14 protein-coding genes and 1 pseudogene are annotated in these 18,897 nt (G+C 69.4%); 6 read left to right on the top strand and 9 right to left on the bottom strand.

The genetic code is table 11. From position 1 onward, the window contains the following. Positions 1–247: 247 nt before the first annotated feature. The 4 genes from RV986_RS18795 to RV986_RS18780 all read left to right on the top strand — a co-directional run bounded on the left by RV986_RS18795 (position 248) and on the right by RV986_RS18780 (position 5,424). Entirely contained in the window at positions 248–1,021 is a 774-nt protein-coding gene (locus RV986_RS18795) for an isoprenyl transferase (protein WP_475918526.1), read from the top strand. A gap of 297 nt (positions 1,022–1,318) precedes the next feature. Further along, a complete protein-coding gene (locus RV986_RS18790) occupies positions 1,319–2,644 on the top strand; it encodes a PhoH family protein (protein ID WP_475918525.1) in 1,326 nt (441 codons plus the stop codon). A 433-nt stretch (positions 2,645–3,077) separates the two neighbouring features. Next, positions 3,078–3,776: an aggregation-promoting factor C-terminal-like domain-containing protein gene (locus tag RV986_RS18785; protein ID WP_475918524.1), complete on the top strand. Its 699-nt coding sequence runs from the start codon at positions 3,078–3,080 to the stop codon at positions 3,774–3,776. A 136-nt stretch (positions 3,777–3,912) separates the two neighbouring features. Continuing rightward, positions 3,913–5,424: an AI-2E family transporter gene (locus RV986_RS18780; protein ID WP_475918523.1), complete on the top strand. Its 1,512-nt coding sequence runs from the start codon at positions 3,913–3,915 to the stop codon at positions 5,422–5,424. Positions 5,425–5,696: 272 nt separating this feature from the next. Here RV986_RS18780 and RV986_RS18775 read toward each other — a convergent pair whose 3' ends face one another. Both RV986_RS18775 and RV986_RS18770 read right to left on the bottom strand, forming a co-directional pair. Further along, entirely contained in the window at positions 5,697–6,230 is a 534-nt protein-coding gene (locus tag RV986_RS18775) for an alkyl hydroperoxide reductase (RefSeq protein WP_475918522.1), read from the bottom strand. 6 nt (positions 6,231–6,236) lie between these two features. Further along, positions 6,237–6,791: a peroxiredoxin gene (locus tag RV986_RS18770; RefSeq protein ID WP_475918521.1), complete on the bottom strand. Its 555-nt coding sequence runs from the start codon at positions 6,789–6,791 to the stop codon at positions 6,237–6,239. Between the two features lie 158 nt (positions 6,792–6,949). Between RV986_RS18770 and RV986_RS18765 the strand changes: the two genes are divergently transcribed. Then, positions 6,950–7,948, top strand: coding sequence for a LysR substrate-binding domain-containing protein (locus tag RV986_RS18765; RefSeq protein WP_475918520.1), 999 nt, complete (start codon positions 6,950–6,952; stop codon positions 7,946–7,948). A gap of 27 nt (positions 7,949–7,975) precedes the next feature. Here the strand turns inward: RV986_RS18765 and RV986_RS18760 are convergent, their stop codons facing one another. From RV986_RS18760 to RV986_RS18740, 5 genes and pseudogenes are all read right to left on the bottom strand, one after another. After that, positions 7,976–10,306, bottom strand: a complete 2,331-nt coding sequence (locus RV986_RS18760) for an FtsX-like permease family protein (RefSeq protein ID WP_475918519.1) — start codon at positions 10,304–10,306, stop codon at positions 7,976–7,978. Further along, entirely contained in the window at positions 10,303–10,989 is a 687-nt protein-coding gene (locus tag RV986_RS18755; protein WP_475918518.1) for an ABC transporter ATP-binding protein, read from the bottom strand. Before RV986_RS18755 ends, RV986_RS18760 begins: the two co-directional genes overlap by 4 nt. Further along, the gene (locus RV986_RS18750; RefSeq protein WP_475918517.1) at positions 10,986–11,510 is read right to left on the bottom strand and encodes a PadR family transcriptional regulator; all 525 of its coding nucleotides are present in this window, start codon (positions 11,508–11,510) and stop codon (positions 10,986–10,988) included. Before RV986_RS18750 ends, RV986_RS18755 begins: the two co-directional genes overlap by 4 nt. 274 nt (positions 11,511–11,784) lie before the next feature. Beyond that, complete coding sequence (locus RV986_RS18745) at positions 11,785–12,099, bottom strand: type II toxin-antitoxin system antitoxin (RefSeq protein ID WP_475918516.1); 315 nt, start codon at positions 12,097–12,099, stop codon at positions 11,785–11,787. After that, positions 12,096–12,245: pseudogene (locus RV986_RS18740) on the bottom strand (SPFH domain-containing protein); the annotation flags it as partial. The gene RV986_RS18745 and the pseudogene RV986_RS18740, both read right to left, overlap by 4 nt. Before the next feature lie 352 nt (positions 12,246–12,597). Between RV986_RS18740 and RV986_RS18735 the strand changes: the two are divergent. Next, on the top strand, positions 12,598–14,901 hold the full coding sequence (locus RV986_RS18735) for a transglycosylase domain-containing protein (protein ID WP_475918515.1): 2,304 nt from the start codon (positions 12,598–12,600) through the stop codon (positions 14,899–14,901). Between the two features lie 103 nt (positions 14,902–15,004). Here RV986_RS18735 and RV986_RS18730 read toward each other — a convergent pair whose 3' ends face one another. Then, entirely contained in the window at positions 15,005–16,468 is a 1,464-nt protein-coding gene (locus tag RV986_RS18730; RefSeq protein WP_475918514.1) for a catalase, read from the bottom strand. A gap of 147 nt (positions 16,469–16,615) precedes the next feature. Continuing rightward, the gene (locus RV986_RS18725) at positions 16,616–18,781 is read right to left on the bottom strand and encodes a SpoIIE family protein phosphatase (RefSeq protein WP_475918513.1); all 2,166 of its coding nucleotides are present in this window, start codon (positions 18,779–18,781) and stop codon (positions 16,616–16,618) included. Positions 18,782–18,897: the final 116 nt, after the last annotated feature.

Raw genomic sequence — 18,897 nt, 5'->3', positions numbered from 1 at the left:
GCCCGCCCGGCGCCCGCTTCGCCCGGTACGCCGACATTCCATCGAGTCGTACCGCTCCGTTGTGCAGCGGTACAGAGACGGGCCGTTCGTGGGCACGAACCTGTGTCAGGGCACTGACACCCCTTGGCGGAGCCTGGGTATCGCGGGGGTAGGCTTCGCCCCCGGGGACCGCCATACGGGCAGGGACCGCGCGGAGCGAGGCCGTTCCGTCGCGCCCGTCCGATCCGCACGGAGGGGCTGACAACACGTGAACCTGCGGGACAACCTGCGCCGGCTGCTGCTCAGGTTCTACACACGCAGGGTGGAGGGTCACCTCGACCACGACCAGGTGCCCAAGCACATCGGGGTCATCATGGACGGCAACCGCCGCTGGGCGAAGGCGGCGGGCAGCACGGCCGCCCAGGGCCACCGCGCCGGTGCCGACAAGATCGAGGAATTCCTCGGCTGGTGCTCGGAGACCGACGTCGAGGTCGTCACCCTCTGGCTGCTGTCCACGGACAACTTCGACCGTCCCGAGGACGAGCTCGTTCCGCTCCTCGGCATCATCGAGGGCGTCGTCCGCACCCTTGCCTCCGACGGCCGCTGGCGCGTGCACCACGTGGGCACGCCGGACATCCTGCCCTCCGAGATGCAGACCGCGCTCAAGGAGGCCGAGGAGGCCACCGCGCACGTCGACGGAATAGTCGTCAACGTCGCCATCGGCTACGGAGGCCGCCAGGAGATCGCCGACGCGGTGCGCTCCATGCTCCTCGACGCCGCCGACAAGGGCTCCTCGATCGAGGACGTCGCCGAGTCGGTGGACATCGACCTCATCGGCAAGCACCTCTACACGAGCGCCCAGCCCGACCCCGACCTGGTGATCCGTACCAGCGGTGAACAGCGTCTGTCCGGATTCATGCTCTGGCAGACCGCCCACTCGGAGTACTACTTCTGCGAAGTCTTCTGGCCGGCGTTCCGCAAGGTGGACTTCCTGCGCGCCCTGCGTGACTACGCCGCGCGACACCGCCGTTACGGAGGCTGACCAGCAGGGGTGCGAGGGGTGCGCGTCATCCGGTGTTAACGAACCCGTGGTCACATGCTCTTGCATGGCCGCGCATGTTCGAGGGCATAAGCCATGCAGGTCGACGCCCGAACCACGGGTGTCGTATCTCAGCGGACGGCACGGGGCCGTCCGCCCGGGAGGCCCTTTGCACCAGCCCGACCGTGCGGTCAGCATGGACGAGACGGAGGGCCGGTCCCCGGCCCGCGCAATGCGGCCGGGACCGGTCCAGCTCTTCTCCGTCGCTCCCCGACCTCATCCGAGGGGGTACGTCCTTCCGTGGTGACCAGCACAAAGCGTCGTATGCCAGACCGGCGCACCTATGTTCTCGACACCAGCGTCCTGCTGGCCGACCCGAACGCTCTGAGCCGCTTCGACGAGCACGAGGTCGTGCTTCCGATCGTCGTGGTGACGGAACTGGAGGCCAAGAGGCACCATCCCGAGCTCGGCTACTTCGCCCGGCAGGCCCTGCGCCTGCTCGACGAGTTCCGGGTGCGGTTCGGCCGCCTCGACGCCCCCATCCCGATCGGGGAACTCGGTGGGACCGTACGCGTCGAGCTCAACCACTCGGACCCCAGCGTCCTGCCCAGCGGGTACCGCCTGGGGGACAACGACTCCCGCATCCTCGCGGTCGCCCGCAACCTGCAGGCCGAGGGGTACGACGTCACCGTCGTCTCGAAGGATCTGCCGCTCAGGATCAAGGCCTCGTCCGTCGGTCTCCTCGCCGAGGAGTACCGCGCGGAACTCGCCATCACAGGCTCCTCCGGCTGGACCGGAATGTCTGAACTGACCCTGTCCGGCGAGCAGGTGGACATCCTCTTCGAGGAGGGGCACGTGTATGTCCCCGAAGCGGCCGACCTGCCGGTGCACACCGGTCTGACGATCCAGTCGGAGCGCGGCAAGGCCCTCGGCCGTGTCACCTCCGAGGGCAACGTCCGGCTGGTGCGCGGCGACCGGGAGGCATTCGGCATCAAGGGCCGCAGCGCCGAGCAGCGCATCGCACTCGATCTGCTGCTCGACCCGGACATCGGGATCCTGTCGATGGGTGGCCGGGCCGGCACCGGCAAGTCGGCGCTCGCGCTCTGCGCGGGTCTGGAGGCCGTGCTGGAGCGGCGTCAGCACCAGAAGGTGATGGTCTTCCGGCCGCTGTACGCGGTGGGCGGGCAGGAACTCGGCTATCTGCCCGGCTCCGAGGCCGAGAAGATGGGCCCCTGGGCGCAGGCGGTCTTCGACACCCTGTCGGCGGTCACCTCGCGCGAGGTCATCGAGGAGGTCACCGCGCGCGGCATGCTGGAGGTCCTGCCGCTCACACACATCCGCGGCCGCTCCCTGCACGACGCGTTCGTGATCGTGGACGAGGCCCAGTCACTGGAACGGAACGTACTGCTGACCGTTCTGTCCCGTATCGGCGCCAACTCGCGGGTGGTTCTCACCCATGACGTGGCACAGCGGGACAATCTGCGCGTCGGTCGATACGACGGTGTGGTCGCCGTCGTGGAGAAGCTGAAGGGCCATCCGCTCTTCGCGCACGTGACGCTGAACCGTTCCGAGAGGTCCCAGATCGCGGCACTTGTGACCGAAATGCTGGAGGACGGGCAGATTTGATGCCAGTGGTGAAGATGGTGAACATGTAGTAGCCACTGGGTAGTTTGGCAGTGGACGCCGTCCGGCAGAAGGCGAAAAGCCTAGCCGGGCGGCGTCTTTGTGCGCGCTTGGTTCCGTGAAATTCCTGGGCCAAACGAAGTGTGAGCTTTCACACGCAACTGAGAATTGCCTCGCGGTGTCGGGTTGCGGCAGAGTCTCATTCCTGTCAGGCCCCGCATACGACACACCTGTACCCCCAGCGGTATGGCACCACAGGACAGTCAGAACTCCATAGAGCAGTCGTATGCCGCCCGTGCACCACGCGGCGCTCCCTTCACGGGAGTTGCCCACCGGGCCCGCGCCTCCCGTGACCCCGCAGTTGGGAGGCCAGTGTTCAGGGGCACGATTGCGTCCGCGAGGGTCACCTAAGCGGGCGATGCTGGAAGGAAACCGTGTGAGCCGGATCTCGGTCCGGGGACTCGCAGTGGCCTCGGCCACCGCGGTCACCGCTGTCGGCGCCGTTAGTGGTGTTGCCTCGGGCAGCACTGGCCAGCCCTCGATCGACGCTGAGGCGACGGCGAGTGACTCGACCCTCCTCGCGGATCTACCTGCGGGCCAGCAGGCCCAGGTACAGACCGCGTCCCTGACGCAGCAGGCCGATTCGCAGGCCATCGCCGCGGACGCGAGTGCCAAGAAGGACGCGGAGGAGGCTGCCCGCAAGCAGGCGGCCAAGGACGCGGTCGCCAAGCAGCAGGCCGCGGCGAAGGCCGCGAAGGAAGCCCAGGACCGCAAGGACGCCGCGGAAGCGGCTTCCCGTTCGGCGTCGCGAGGCGCCATCAGCCTGGCTCCGCAGTCCTCGTACACCGTCGCCGAGGTCCAGGCCCTCGCGCGCCAGATCATTCCCAGCGGCCAGTTCCAGTGCTTCAGCAACATCGTGGACCACGAGTCCACCTGGAACTACCGGGCCCAGAACCCCTCTTCCGGCGCTTACGGTCTCGTCCAGTCGCTGCCCGGCAGCAAGATGGCGTCCGTCGGTGCCGACTGGGCGACCAACCCGGCCACGCAGATCAAGTGGGGCCTCAACTACATGAACGACCGCTACGGCAGCCCCTGCGGCGCCTGGTCGTACTGGCAGTCTCACGGCAACTACTGAGCCGTCGCCACCCTCCGGCCGCTCAACCTTTCGAAGCCCCTCCCCGTCCTACGGGGAGGGGCTTCGGCCATGTACGGTCGGACCCGAACGACTCCAGGGGGGAGTGGTGGGGAGCAGCGGGGGAAGAGGACCGATCATGTCGCGAGTGCCAGGGTTGCTCGGTCGGCTCGGTGCCGGACTGACCGAGCTGGGAGAGCGGCTGGACAAGCGCCGCGCGGAGGTGGAGAAGGAGTCGAGCGGTTCGTTCGACCCGGAGCAGTCGGCCGAGGGCGGGAACGCTCACGATTCCACGGACGAACCGCAGGACGCGAAGGCGCCTACGTCGGCCCCTACATCCGCACCCGCATCCACGCCCGTTTCCGCACCCGCACCCGCACCGACATCCGCATCCGCCGCCGCACCTGCCGTCGGATCTTCCCCCGGATCTTCCCCCGGGACTTCCCCCGGATCCTCACCCGAACCCACTCCCGTGGCCGGGCCCGCGCAGGCCTACGACTACGGGCTGGAGGCGGCGGTTCGGCGCGATCCCGATCCCGATCCCGCGCTGGCCGTGCCGTGGGGTGTGCGGGTCGCGGCCGAGGCCGGCTGGCGGCTGCTCGTGCTCGCGGGCACGCTGTGGGTGTTGATGCGGGTGATCAGCGCCGTACAGCTGGTCATTCTGGCCTTCGTCGCCGCGTTGCTCATCACCGCGCTCCTGCAGCCGACCGTGGCGCGGCTGAAGCGGTACGGGATGCCGCGGGGCCTCGCCACCGCGCTCACCGCCATCCTCGGCTTCGTCATCATGGGGCTGGTCCTCTGGTTCGTGGTCTGGCAGGTCCAGGAGAACATCGACAACCTCTCGGACCAGATCCAGGACGGCATCGACGAGTTGCGCAAGTGGCTCCTCAACAGCCCGTTCCATGTGACGGACAAGCAGATCAACGAGATCGCCAAGAACCTGCGGGAGGCGATCGGCGCGAACACGGACCAGATCACCTCGGCGGGTCTGGAAGGCGTGACGGTCATCGTCGAAGCGCTGACCGGCATCCTGCTGACGATGTTCTCGACCCTCTTCCTGCTGTACGACGGCAAGCGGATCTGGGAGTGGACGCTGAAGCTGGTGCCGGCCGCGGCGCGGCCGGGGGTGGCCGGGGCGGGGCCCCGTGCGTGGCGGACCCTGACGGCGTATGTGCGCGGCACGGTGATAGTGGCTCTGATCGACGCGATCTTCATCGGCCTCGGCATCTACTTCCTCGATGTGCCGATGGCCGTCCCGCTCGCCGTCTTCATCTTCCTCTTCGCGTTCATCCCGCTGGTGGGCGCCGTGGTTTCGGGGGCGTTGGCGGTGGTGGTCGCGGTGGTGACGCAGGGGGTGTTCACCGCGCTGATGACGCTGGTCGTCGTGCTCGCGGTGCAGCAGATCGAGGGGCACATTCTGCAGCCGTTCATTCTGGGGCGGGCCGTACGGGTGCATCCGCTGGCGGTGGTGCTGTCCGTCGCGGCGGGGGGGCTGGTCGCCGGGATCGGGGGGGCCGTGGTGGCGGTGCCGTTGGTGGCGGTCACCAACACGGTGGTGGGGTATCTGCGTTCGTACTCTCATGAGCCGGGGCCGGGGCCGGGGCCGCGGCAGTCGTCGGAGCCGCGCGGTGCGACGGCGGACCGTTCTTGAACCGGGTGCGTTGTATGTCAGCGGGCCCGGTGGGGGCTGGTCGCGCAGTTCCCCGCGCCCCTGAAAGCCTCAGCCTGTCCGGCGTTTGAGGACGAGGCCGTTCAGGCCGAACGGGGGGCTGGGGGCGGAGCCCCCAGGTTGGGGATGATGGGGGTCCCCCCTGCTCGAGCGAAGCCGAGAGCTTGGGGGAGGGTAGGGGCGGCGGGGGCGAAAAAAACTGGGCCCCGGTCACCAGGTGAGGTGAACGGGGGCCCAGGGGAAGGCGCCGGAGGCTAGTCGGCGAGGATCGCCTCGGCATCCAGGGTCGTACCGACCGCCTGGATCACCGACGCGATCTTGAACGCCTCCTGGATGGTCTCCCGGTCGACGCCCGCCTTACGCAGCACCTGCTCGTGGGAGTCGAGGCACTGCCCACAGCCGTTCACCGCGGAGACCGCCAGCGACCACAGCTCGAAGTCGACCTTCTCCACACCGGGGTTGCCGATGACGTTCATCCGCAGACCGGCCCGCAGGCTCCCGTACTCGGGATCCGACAGCAGATGCCGCGTCCGGTAGAAGACGTTGTTCATCGCCATGATCGCGGCAGCGGACTTGGCGGCGGTGTACGCCTCCGGCGACAGGTTCGCCTTCGCCTCGGGCGCAAGCTCACGCAGCACCCGGGGCGAGCGGGACGCGATCGCGCACGCCAGCACCGTCCCCCACAGCTGCTGCTGGGGCAGCTCGGAGTTGCCGATGACCGAGCCCAGGTTGAGGCGCAGGTCCTTCGCGTAGTCCGGTAGGGCGGACTTCAGTTCGTCGAGGGCCATGGAGGGTCACTCACCCGCCAGCAGGGCCACCGGGTCGAGGGTGTTCTCGCCCTTGGTCCAGTTGCACGGGCAGAGCTCGTCGGTCTGGAGCGCGTCGAGGACCCGCAGGACCTCCTTGGGGTTACGGCCGACGGAACCCGCGGTCACCATGGAGAACTGGATCTCGTTGTTCTGGTCGACGACGAACACCGCACGCTTGGCGAAGCCGTCCTCGCCCTCGATGCCGAGGTCCCGCATGAGCTCGTGCTTCGAGTCGGCCATCATCGGGAAGGGCAGGTCACGCAGGTCGTCGTGGTCCTTGCGCCAGGCGTGGTGCACGAACTCGGAGTCGCCGGAGAAGCCGAGCACCTGGGCGTCACGGTCGGCGAACTCGTCGTTCAGCCTGCCGAACGCCGCGATCTCGGTCGGGCACACGAAGGTGAAGTCCTTGGGCCATGCGAAGATCACCTTCCACTGACCCTCGTAGGTCTTGTGGTCGATCTGCTGGAACTCCGCGCCCTTCTCCAGCGAGACACAGGCGGTCAGATCGAACTCGGGGAACTTGTCACCGACAGTGAGCACGCGCTCTCCTTGCAGCGAGGAAAAGCCCTTTTTGGGGGCGTTTCCCGGGGGTTGGACGTTCTTGATGTTGGCACAGGCTGCATTGATTATGGAAATAGCTACACTCGGTCGTGTTGATCGGCTGCAACTATCAGTGACTATGAGTAAGAGGTACGGCCATGGCCAGCCCCGCAGGCAGGGCGAGCACCAAGGGGAACGGCCGCCGTCAGCCGACCCTCGCCCAGCTGCGCGCCTTCGCCGCCGTGGCCGAGCATCTGCACTTCCGTGACGCCGCCGCCGCGATCGGCATGAGCCAGCCCGCGCTGTCGGGCGCGGTCTCCGCCCTGGAGGAGACGCTCGGGGTGACCCTGCTGGAGCGTACGACCCGCAAGGTGCTGCTCTCACCCGCCGGCGAGCGTCTCGCCGTACGCGCGAAGGCGGTACTGGACGAGGTCGGCGCGCTCATGGAGGAGGCCGAGGCGGTGCTGGCGCCGTTCACCGGGGTGCTGCGCCTCGGCGTCATCCCCACCGTCGCGCCCTATCTCCTGCCCACCGTCCTCAAACTGGTCCACGACCGCTACCCGGACCTCGACCTGCAGGTCCACGAGGAGCAGACGGCCAGTCTGCTGGAGGGGCTGGCGGTCGGACGGCTCGACCTGCTGCTGCTCGCGGTGCCTCCGCCGGCCTCGGACGAGCTCGGCCGGGGGGACCCCCAGGGTAGGCCCGGCGTCGTCGAACTCCCTTTGTACGACGAGGACTTCGTGCTGGTGACCCCGTTGGACCACTGGCTGGGCGGCCGGGAGGGAATCCCCCGGGAGGCGCTGCGCGAGCTCAACCTCCTGCTGCTCGACGAGGGGCACTGTCTGCGCGACCAGGCCCTCGACATCTGCCGGGAGGCGGGGCGCGCGGACGCTCCCGTCACCACCACCGCCGCCGGTCTGTCCACCCTGGTCCAGCTCGTCGCCGGCGGGCTCGGTGTGACCCTGCTGCCGCGTACCGCAGTCAAGGTCGAGACGACCCGCAGCAACCAGCTCCTCACCGGCTGCTTCGCGGACCCGGCGCCGACCCGGCGGATCGCCCTGGCGATGCGCGCGGGGGCCGCGCGCGGCGACGAGTACGAAGAACTGGCCGCAGCGCTCCGAGAAGCGCTGCGGCCGTTGCCGGTACGGGTGTTGTAGCGGGCCAAGGGCCCCGCGCGCCGGAGGTTATTCGGTGCGCAGACCCTCCGGTCGCATCATCCGCAGCAGCGGAGGCAGGCTCAGCAGCGTGACCACCAGGACCACCAGCGCGCCGATGCCCGTCATGGACAGCACGCTCAGCCAGTCCACGACGACCGGGGTGGCGGTCATCTTCAGCAGGACCGTGCCCAGAGCCAGGCCCGCCGCCGCCGCCAGCACCAGACCGATCCCGACCGGGACCGCGGTCTGCCACAGCACCGACAGGCTCAGCGTGCGGCGCCGGGTGCCGAAGGCGACCAGGGCCGAGAGCAGCTTCCTGCGCTCACGCAGCTGCTCCAGCTGGGAGACCAGCAGGCTCGCGCCGATCAGCGCCAGCACACAGGCCGCGCCCACGAACAGACCGGTGCGGATGGACGCGTAGCGCCGGGAGGGGGTGGACAGGAACCACTGCGAGTCCTTGGTCAGTGGATCGATCCTCGCCATGGTGTTGTGTACGAGTTCCAGTGCGTCCGGCACCGACTTGTCCAGCTGGACGAAGACCTGCCCCCGGACCACCGCGGCGGCCGCCCTGGGCAGCGCGCTCGCAGTGACCAGGACGCCCTCGTGCTCGGTGCCGAACGGGTCGACGCGGGTTTCCGCCTTCTTGATGCCCTGCGGCACCGTCCAGGCGATCTCCATGCCCTCTTCCGAGCCGGAGAAGGACGGGTCGATGTAGAGCGTGCGGCCGGGCTTGCCCAGCTCCGACGTCTCGGCGGCGTAGTCACTGCCCAGCGCGACGAAGACGTCGCCGTCGCGGCACGACGGCAGCTTCGCCAGCTTGCGCAGTTCCGTGCAGCCGGCGACCGTCATCGTCGAGTAATGCTCGGGGTCCTTCTGCCGCTCGCCCAGCTCGGTGTCGGAGAACGCCGTCGTGCTGAGCACGCCCTTGGTCCCGGCCAGCCGGCGGTTGGCGTCGGCGAGCGAGGTGCCCCGCGGCAGGTCGATCGCCATCCTGGAGTTCGCGTCGTCCCTGTTCGCGGGCGAGGTGTCCGTGTAGGCGGCGGAGGTCCCGGCGAAGAGCATCTGCAGGGCGATGGCGCCGGCCACCGCCACCGCGATGCCGTTGACCATGCGGGCCGCCGTGCCGCTGCTCAACTGGAGCCTGCGGACGGCCAGTTGCCAGGACACGCTGCCGGAGCCGAGCCGCGCGACCACCGTCTCCACGACCCACGGCAGCAGCGCGGTGATGCCCACCAGCAGCAGGACGACACCGGCGGTCACCATGTACTGGTTGAAGTTCCCGTTGTCCTGCCCCTGGCCGATCATCGGGTAGAGCAGCGCGAGCCCGCCCAGCGGCAGCAGCAGCCGCCACCACAGCCGGCGCCGCGGGGGTTTGGCCGTGCGCACCACGCCGAGCGGCTCGATGACCACTCCGCGCATCGCCAGCAGCGTCACCGCCACCGCCGCGGCCGGCACCGTCACCGCCACCAGCAGGGCGAGGGCGGGGGAGGGGTCCAGATAGCTCGGGAACACGCTGATGCCGAGGATCTCGACGGAACCCGCCACCTGACGCCCGATCAGGAAGAACCCCGTGCCGAACACCAGCCCCAGCACGGCACCGGCGAGCGCCTCACCGGCGGCGATCCTGCGGGTCATCCCGCTGTCCGCGCCGACCAGCCGCAGCGCGGCCAGCCTGCGGTCGCGCCGCTCGCCGCCGAAACGCACGGCCGCGGCGATGAAGACGCCGACCGGCATCAGCAGGACCACGAAGACCACGAGGACCAGCAGCAGCAGTACCGGGTCCCACGGGTCGCCCGGCTCGCCCGGCGAACCGAACATGTCGAGCCGTGCCACCGTGGCGTCGTCGAGGTGCGCGGCGAGCCCGGTGGCGCCCGTGAAGAAGGCGAGTTCGTGCGAGCCGATCAGGCCCTTCTCGTCGATGGTGCCGATCGTGCGGTACGGCAGGCGTTCCCGGAGCAGCTTGCCGCCGTCGGACTTCAGCAGCCGGTCCAGCGCGGGCGAGACCACCATCTCGCCGGGCTCGGGGAACTTGCCCACCCCCGGCGGCAGCGGCGCCCGTGCGCCCTCGGGCTCCAGCTCGCGTCCCCGGACGTCCGTGTCGTGGAAGGTCGTGTCGACGTTGGCGACGAGCAGCGTGTTGTCCGCCTTGGCCTTGTTCGGCCGGCTGATGCTGACGTCCGTGCGGGCGTCCTCACGTTCGTGCCGCGCGCTCAGCATGTTGGGTACCGCCGCGGTGAGCAGCAGCAGCGCCACGCCGAGGCCGACGCCGACGGCCGTGAGCACGACCCGGGCCCAGCCCTCGCGGCCGCCGGTGACGGCGAACCTGACGCCCATCGACAGATCCTTGGCCCAGCTCATACGGCCCGCTCCATGTCGCGGGACTTGCCGTCGCGTACGACGATCTCGCGGTCCGAGTAGGCGGCCACCCGCGCCTCGTGCGTGACGAGTACGACGGCGGCGTTGGTGGACCGGGCGGCGTCCGTGAGCAGTTCCATCACGCGCTCGCCGTTGAGCGAGTCGAGGGCGCCGGTGGGCTCGTCGGCGAAGAGCACGCGCGGGCTGGTGACGAGGGCGCGGGCCACGGCGACCCGCTGGCCCTGGCCGCCGGATATCTCGCCCGGCCGCTTGGCCCCGAGGTCGTCGACCTCCAGGCGTTCCATCCAGGACAGGGCGGTGCGCTCGGCCTCCTTGCGGGAGGTGCCGTTCAGCCGCAGCGGCAGCGCGACGTTCTCGACGCAGGCCAGCTCCGGGACCAGCTGTCCGAACTGGAACACGAACCCGAACTCGCTCCGCCGCAGCGCGCTGCGCCGGGCGTCGTTCATGGTCGCCATCTCCTGGCCGTTGTAGACGATCGAGCCGGAGTCGGGTGTCACGATGCCGGCCAGGCAGTGCAGCAGGGTCGACTTGCCGGAGCCGGAGGGGCCCATCACGGCGACGACCTCGCCCGGGTGGATGGAGAACTCGGCGCCGTCGAGGGCGTTGGTGGGGCCGTACGCCTTGCGCAGGTCGTGGGCCGTGAGCAGGGAACCTGCGGGGGTCATCGGGTCACCGCCGCGGCGAGTTTTTCGAGGCGCGCGGCGGTGAGTTCCAGCCACCGCAGGTCGGCCTCCAGATGGAAGAGGGCATGGTCGCAGATCAGCTGGTCGGCGAGGTCGCCCTTGCGCTTGCGGTCGGTCAGGATGCGCATCATGCGCAGATGCTCGGACCGCTGGGTGTCGAGGATGTCGGACGCGTCGCGGTGGGTGAGCAGCGCGAGGACGACCTTCGTGTAGAGGGTCGACTGCAGATACGGTTCCGGCTTCTCCGGCGTCGCGAGCCACTGCTGTACGTCGGTGATCCCGGCGTCGGTGATCGCGTACCGCTTGCGCTCGGGGCCGCCGCCCGCCTCTATCCCGTCTACTTCGACGAGCCCGTTCTTGAGCAGCCGTGACATCGTCGAATAGACCTGGCCGTAGTGCAGCGGCCGATCGTGACCGAACTTCTCGTCGAAGGCCCGCTTCAGGTCGTAACCGTGCCGGGGCCCGGACTCCAGGAGTCCTAGGAGGGTGTGACCGATGGACATGCGGAGCACTCTACACACGGCGTATACACCCCGCGTATACACACCGCGAATAGATCATGGTGAGGGGCGTATGAGCGCAGGTCGGACCCCATTGTCACGGTTCCGTCACCGGCGTCTTCTCGTGTCCATGCCCCCTCGTCCTCAGACCCTGGGCGGGGCTGAATGACGCGAGCCCGGGGTGGGTGAGAGGGGCGCGAGGAACCGCGCGATCAGCACCCGCCCGTACCCGGAGGAACCCCCGGGCGATGAGGCGGGCGGATGGCGGCGGGGGCGGCTAACTCTCCGGGTCGCCGGAGGCACGGGCGCCCGGGGGGTCGGAGGCCCGGGCGTCCGGGGGGCCGACGACGGGCGGCCGCCCCCGGCGGGGAATCGGCCTCGTGCCGCCCGGCAGCCGCCCCGCCTCGGCCAGGGCCCGCCGCAGCAGAAACTCGATCTGCGCGTTGGCCGAACGCAGTTCGTCCCCCGCCCAGCGGGCCAACGCTTCGTAGACGAGCGGATCCAGTCGCAGCAGGACTTGCTTGCGCTGCTGCGGCGGCCGTCGCTCGGAGGCGGGTCCCCCGGAGGGGCCGGTGGCTGAGGGATCCGTCACTGGTGGAGGGGCCCCGTGTTCAGGACGGGCTGCGGGGCCCGGTCCCCGCACACCACCACCATCAGGTTCGACACCATCGCCGCCTTCCGCTCGGAGCCCAGCTCGACGATGTCCCGCTCGGTGATCCGGGCGAGTGCCGCCCCGACCTCCTGTGTGGACATGAGCGGGTCCCCCGTCTCGTACGGCATGTTTCGATCGTAGCTTTGACCTAACTAACTGTTATCAGATTACACATCTCGACAACCTTCCACCCCTCTCGCTCGTCGGTACTTATGGGGCTGATGAGAAGTCCGTGCGGAGGCGTGCTGATTGTCACGTCCGCAAAAGGCCGGATCGGCAGCCCTTTGCCACAGCGGTCGGTGTTAGCTTGCTGAGCTGACCTGAGCGATGAACCTGTGTGACGCACGAGAACCAACACGACACAAGACGTGTGAGTGAACGCGGCAGGACACGCGTACAAGAGAGCGCGACACGAGAGCGAGCGGAGCGGACGCAGCCATGGGACGAGCGGAAGAGAGACGAGCGCGGCAGCGCGGTGGCCGCCGCGCGGCGGCGATGCCCTCGTCCGGAGCCAGGACCGGCCGCACCGGCATCCGCCGGTTCGTGAACTGGAAGACGATCCTCGGCACGTTCTTCGGCTTCTGCCTGCTCGGCATGGGCGCCTTCATCGTGCTCTACATGGTCGTGTCCATACCCAAGGGCAACGCCTCCGCGGAGCTGCAGAGCAACGTCTACAAGTACAGCGACGGCAGCACGCTCGCCCGCACCGGCGAGGTGAACCGCGAGATCGTGGACCTGTCCAAGGTCCCCAAGGACGTACAGCTGACCTTCGTCGCCGCCGAGAACAAGTCCTTCTACAAGGACGCCGGCGTCGACCTGAAGGGCACGGCCCGCGGTCTGATCAACACGCTGTCCGGCAAGGGCAAGCAGGGTGGTTCGACGATCACCCAGCAGTACGTCAAGAACTACTACCTGAACCAGGACCAGACCGTCACGCGCAAGCTGAAGGAACTGGTCATCTCGCTGAAGCTGGACCGTCAGAAGTCGAAGGACGACATCCTCGCGGGCTACATCAACACCAGCTACTACGGCCGCAACTCCTACGGCATCCAGGCCGCGGCGCAGGCGTACTACGGCAAGGACGCGAGCGACCTCTCGGTCGAGCAGGGCGCGTACCTCGCCTCGCTGCTGCAGGCCCCGAGCCAGTACGACTGGGGTGTCGCCACCGCCACCGGCAAGCGGCTGGTCACCGCCCGCTGGAACTACACCCTCGACAACATGGTCGAGGAGGGCTGGCTGCCCGCCGTCAATCGCCAGGCCATGAAGTTCCCGGTGCCGCAGGACCCCAAGGGCGTGCCCGGCATGGAGGGCCAGGCCGGCTATCTGGTGGACGCGGCCAACAGCGCGCTGGCCAACCGGCTCGTCGCCCAGGGCGCGGCCGCCAACTACGACGACGCCAAGGCGATCGTCGACGCGGGCGGCTGGACGATCACGCTCAACATCGACAAGAAGAAGCAGACGCAGCTGGAAGTCGCCGTCAAGACGAAGCTGACCGGCAAGCTGGACGCCAAGGAGCGGAAGGTCGACGGCGATGTGGAGGCCGGTGCCGCGTCCGTCGATCCCAAGACGGGCAAGGTCGTCGCGATGTACGGCGGCGAGGACTACTTCAAGCACTATGTGAGCAACGCGACCCGCCGCGACTACCAGCCCGCCTCCACCTTCAAGCCGCTGATCTTCGCGGCGGCCCTGGACGAGCAGGCCAGGACGCAGGACGGTGAGGACATCACCGCGAGCACGGTCTACGACGGTACGAGCGGCCGCTCGGTCAAGGGCAGCTCCATCGGCTTCGCGCCGCCCAACGAGGACGACCAGGACTACGGTGACGTCACCGTCCAGACCGCGATGAACAAGTCGATCAACTCCGTCTTCGCGCAGATGGGCGTCGACGTCGGGATGAACGAGGTCCTCAAGGTCGCCGGCAAGCTCGGCATGGACACCAAGGGCATGCAGGCGGTACCCGCGCAGACCCTCGGCACCATGGGCGCGAGCCCGCTGGAGATGGCGGGCATCTACGCGACCCTCGACAACCACGGCCGGAAGGTCACCCCGGCCATCGTCGCCTCGGCCGAGCACAAGGACCGTCCGGTCGACTTCCCGAACCCGATCGGCGAACAGGTCATCAGCAGTGAGGCGGCCGACACGGTCACCTCGGTGCTCACCGGCGTGGTCAACGACGGTACGGCCCAGGTCTCGGTGGCCCAGGCCGTCGACCGCAACGGCCAGCAGGTCGCGGGCAAGACGGGTACCTCCGACAACAACAAGTCGGCCTGGTTCACCGGCTACACGCCGAGCCTGGTCACCTCGGTCGGTCTGTTCGGCGAGGTCCCCAAGGACCGCAAGGACACCGCCGGCAAGGTGGTCAAGCAGGGCACGCAGGTGTCCCTGAAGGGCGCCGCGGGCGGCGGCCGCGTCAACGGCGGTGGCTTCCCGGCCCAGATATGGGCCGCGTACACCTTCAACGCGATGGGCAAGGTCACCGAGTTCGAGCTGGACACCACCCAGGGCGCGGCGATGGAGCCCTCCTTCACGCCGACGATCACCGAGACGCCGAGCGACACGCCGTCGGAGACACCGACCACCGAGGAACCGACGACGGAGCCGCCGACGAGCAGCAGCGCGCCGCCCACGACGTCCGAGCCCCCGGCCAGCCCGACGACGACGGCCCCGACCACTCCGATCGAGACCCCGACCGACGAGATCTCGCCGGACCCGTTCGACCAGAACGACCAGAACGACCAGTAAGAGGCTCGTGGACCAGTACTCGTGAACCAGTACTCGTGAACCAGTGAGAGGCTCGTGAAGAGGGCGCCCGGTGATCCACCGGGCGCCCTCTTCCTGTTCGTACTCAGCCTCCGTTGACGCCGTTCGCGATCCGGTCGCCGAGCTCCTTGTCGATGTTGCGCCAGTACTGCAGGGCGCGGTCCAGGACCGGGCGGGACACATCGGCCTTCAGATGGCCGCTGACGTTCGACACGAGCCGGTCGCGGGCCGCGTCGTCGAGGACCTGGCGGACCATCGTGCCCGGCTGGCCCCAGTCGTCGTCCTCGCGATGCAGTTTGTACGCCTCGCGTACCAGCTCGCCCGTGGCCTCCCAGCTCGCCGGCTCGCCGAAGCCCGAGAAGTCGGCCGCGGGGCCGCCGTAGGAGTTGGGCGCGTACGGGCGGGCCGCGGTCGACGGCTCGTGGCGCATCGGGCCGTCCTTGGCGTACGAGTGCACCGGGACGTGCGGCCGGTTCGGCGGCAGCTGGGCGTAGTTCGGGCCGATCCGGTACCGGTGGGTGTCCGGGTAGGAGAACAGCCGGCCGAGCAGCATCTTGTCCGGCGAGGGGCCGATACCCGGCACCAGGTTGGACGGCTCGAAGGCGGCCTGCTCGATGTGGATGAAGTAGTCCTCGGGGTTCTTGTCGAGCGTCATCCGGCCGACGTCGATCAGCGGGTAGTCCCCGTGCGGCCAGACCTTGGTCAGATCGAAGGGGTTGAACCGGTAGTCCGCCGCGTCCTCGAACGGCATGATCTGGACCTTCAGGCTCCAGCTCGGCGCGTTCCCGGACTCGATCGCCTTGTAGAGGTCCATGCGGTGCAGATCCGGGTCCGTACCGGCCAGCTCGTCGGCCTCGGCCTGGGTGAGGAAGTCGATGCCCTGGTCGGTCTTGAAGTGGTACTTCACCCAGAACCGCTCACCGGCGCCGTTGATCCACATGTAGGTGTGGGAGCCGTAGCCGTTCATGTTGCGGTAGGTCTTCGGGATGCCCCGGTCGCCCATCAGATAGGTCACCTGGTGCGCCGACTCGGGCGAGAGCGTCCAGAAGTCCCACTGCATGTCGTTGTCGCGCAGCCCGTTGTCGGGGCGGCGTTTCTGCGAGCGGATGAAGTCCTGGAACTTGATCGTGTCGCGCACGAAGAAGATCGGGGTGTTGTTGCCCACCAGGTCGTAATTGCCCTGCTCGGTGTAGAACTTGAGCGCGAAACCGCGGGGGTCGCGCCAGGTGTCGGGCGAACCCTGCTCGCCGGCCACGGTGGAGAAGCGGGCCAGCATCTCGGTGCGCCTGCCGGGCTGGAAGAGATCGGCCTTGGTGAACTGACTGATGTCATTGGTTACTTCGAAGAATCCGTACGCGCCACTGCCCTTGGCGTGCACCACCCGCTCGGGGACCCGTTCCCGGTTGAACTGGGCCATCTTCTCGATGAGGTAGTGGTCCTGGAGCAGGATCGGACCGTCGGGGCCGACAGTGAGCGAGTGTTCGTCGCTCTCCACCGGAATGCCGGCGTTGTTCGTGGTGTAGGGAGTTTTCTGGGGTGCCTGCGTCACGAGCGTTCTCCCGTCAAAAGAGAGTCGTCAGGTCGCTTCGCTCACCCCAGAGTCAACTCCGCCGACGGGATGTCGGCAACTTTTGGACGAAGTCCAAGTCCGGTGCGGGTCCGGACCACCGTCGGGGTGCGCCCGCACGCGTACCCCTCAGCTCCGGTTCAACTCGAACCAGACCACCTTTCCCGTGCTCAGACGCGTGGCGCCCCACCGTCTGGCCAGTTTGTTGACCAGGTAGAGGCCGCGTCCGCCCTCGTCCGTGGCCCGCGCCTGGCGCAGCCTGGGCAGCTGCGGCACGTCGTCGCCGACCTCGCAGCGCAGGACGTCCGTGCGCAGCAGCCGGAGCGTGACCGGGCGCGACGCATAGCGCACGGCGTTGGTCACGACCTCGCTGACGAGCAGCTCGACGGAGTCGCTCATGTCCTCCATGCCCCAGCGGGACAGCGCCCGGCGGGCCAGCCTCCGGGCCCGCCCGGGGGCCGCGTCCTCCGGCTCCAGGAACCAGTACGCCACGTCACTCGGCGCGATCCCGTCGAAGCGGGCGGCGAGCAGCGCGATGTCGTCGTCCCGGTCGCCCGGACCGAGCATGTCGAGCACCTCGTCGCAGAGCGCCTCCAGCGGCGGCGGATGGTCCGGGCCCGTCAGCTGCGCGGTGGCGGCGAGCTTCTCGCGCAGTTGCTCTATCCCGGTCCACACGTCCCTGAGGCGCGACTCGACCAGCCCGTCCGTGTACAGCAGGAGCGTCGCCCCGGCGGGCGCGTCCAGCTCGACCGCCTCGAAATCCACCCCTCCTACGCCGATGGGGGCGCCCGGCGGCACCCGCAGCACCTCGGCCCGGCCGCCCAGGTGCAGCAGCACCGGCGGCGGGTGGCCCGCGTTGGCGATGGTGATCCGGTGCGCGACCGGGTCGTAGACGGCGTACAGGCAGGTCGCCATGCGGTCGGTGCCCAGGCGCTGGGCCTGCTCGTCCAGGTGGTGCAGGACCTCCTGCGGGGGCAGGTCGAGCCCGGCGAGGGTCTGCGCGGTGGTGCGCAGCTGGCCCATGATCGCGGCCGAGGTCATCGAGTGCCCCATGACGTCACCGACGACGAGCGCGACGCGGCTGCCGGGCAGCGGGATCGCGTCGTACCAGTCGCCGCCGACGCGCGCGGTCTCCGCGGCCGGCAGATAGCGCGACGCCAGGCGTACGCCGGTGGGGCGCGGCAGCGTCTCGGGCAGCATCGTGCGCTGCAGCTCGTCCGCGATGTACGCCTCGCGGCCGTACAGCACCGCCTTGTCGATGCCGAGCGCGCTGTGTGTGGCGAGCTGGGCGGCGACCAGCAGATCGTCGGACTCGAAGGGCATGCGCTCGGGACGGCGGACGAACAGCGCAGCGCCGATCACCCGGCGCCGCCCGCGCAGCGGGGCCAGGATCGCGCGCTGGCCGCTGGGCACGATCAGCTCGTCGCCGAGCAGCTCGGGCAGCGCGGCGCGGGCCGCGGGCGCGTCCGCGAAGACCGGGCGTACGCCGCGCAGCACCTCGGCGAGGGCGCCGCCGGGGCGCACCTCGCACAGCTCGGCCGTCATCGCCGACAGCTCGTTCGGCTCGGGCCGCAGCGCGGGCATGAAGCCGTTCTCGGTGTCCCGCTCCTCGGGGATCCGGTCGGTGCGCCGCAGCCGCAGCACGAGGGGCCCGGTGGGCCGCTCGTCGCCCACCGGCAGCGGGTCGCGCAGATAGACCAGGATCGCGTCCGAGAAGGTCGGCACGGTGGCCCGGCACAGCCCCATCACGATCTCGTCGAGATCGATGCCGCGGGCGATCCGCCGGGTCGCGGCGCCCACGAAACGCAGCCGGTCCCCGTCCCGCCGCATCGGCATCGGACCGCCCTGCGGCAGCCCCTGCCCGATGCGCCGGTCCTTGCCGCCGCCGCTTCCGGGCGTGGCCCGGTCCTGGTCGAGCGGCTGGGCCGGGATGCCCTCGGGAGCCGGGCGCGGGCGGTGCGGATCGGGCTCGCTGGCCGAGGGCTGGGAGTGCTCGGGCCCGGGGGAGGTGGGCGACGGGGTGGGCGCGCCGGTGCCGGAGGGCGACGGCGTGTCGGTGCTCGCCGAGGCCTGGGTACCGGACTGCCCGTGATTGCCGCAGGCCGCGCTGGTGCCGGAACCCGCCGGGACATCGCCCGTGCGGGCCGGTTGCGCCGGTAAAGCGCCCGGCGCGCGAGGCGGCTCCGGGGTATGCAGGAGCGCCCCGCGGGGGTCCGCGGGGGTGGAGGGCCGGCCGGCGCCGCTCTGGCGGCGCTCGTGCGAGGTGGGGTGCTCCGTCACGCGTGTCGAATCCATCCGTCCGGGGCTGCGCGCCGCGCGTGCAGTTCGTCCCGCAGCCCCGATACCCGGAATGTGTGTCCCAGGAACGGAATCTGCGCGTCGTCGGGACGGGGCCCGGGCGTCGCCGACAT

The sequence above is a fragment of the Streptomyces sp. RLA012 genome, assembly GCF_056270325.1.
The sequence above is the reverse complement of the archived record's forward strand: the minus strand, read 5'-3'. Positions and strand labels throughout refer to the sequence as shown.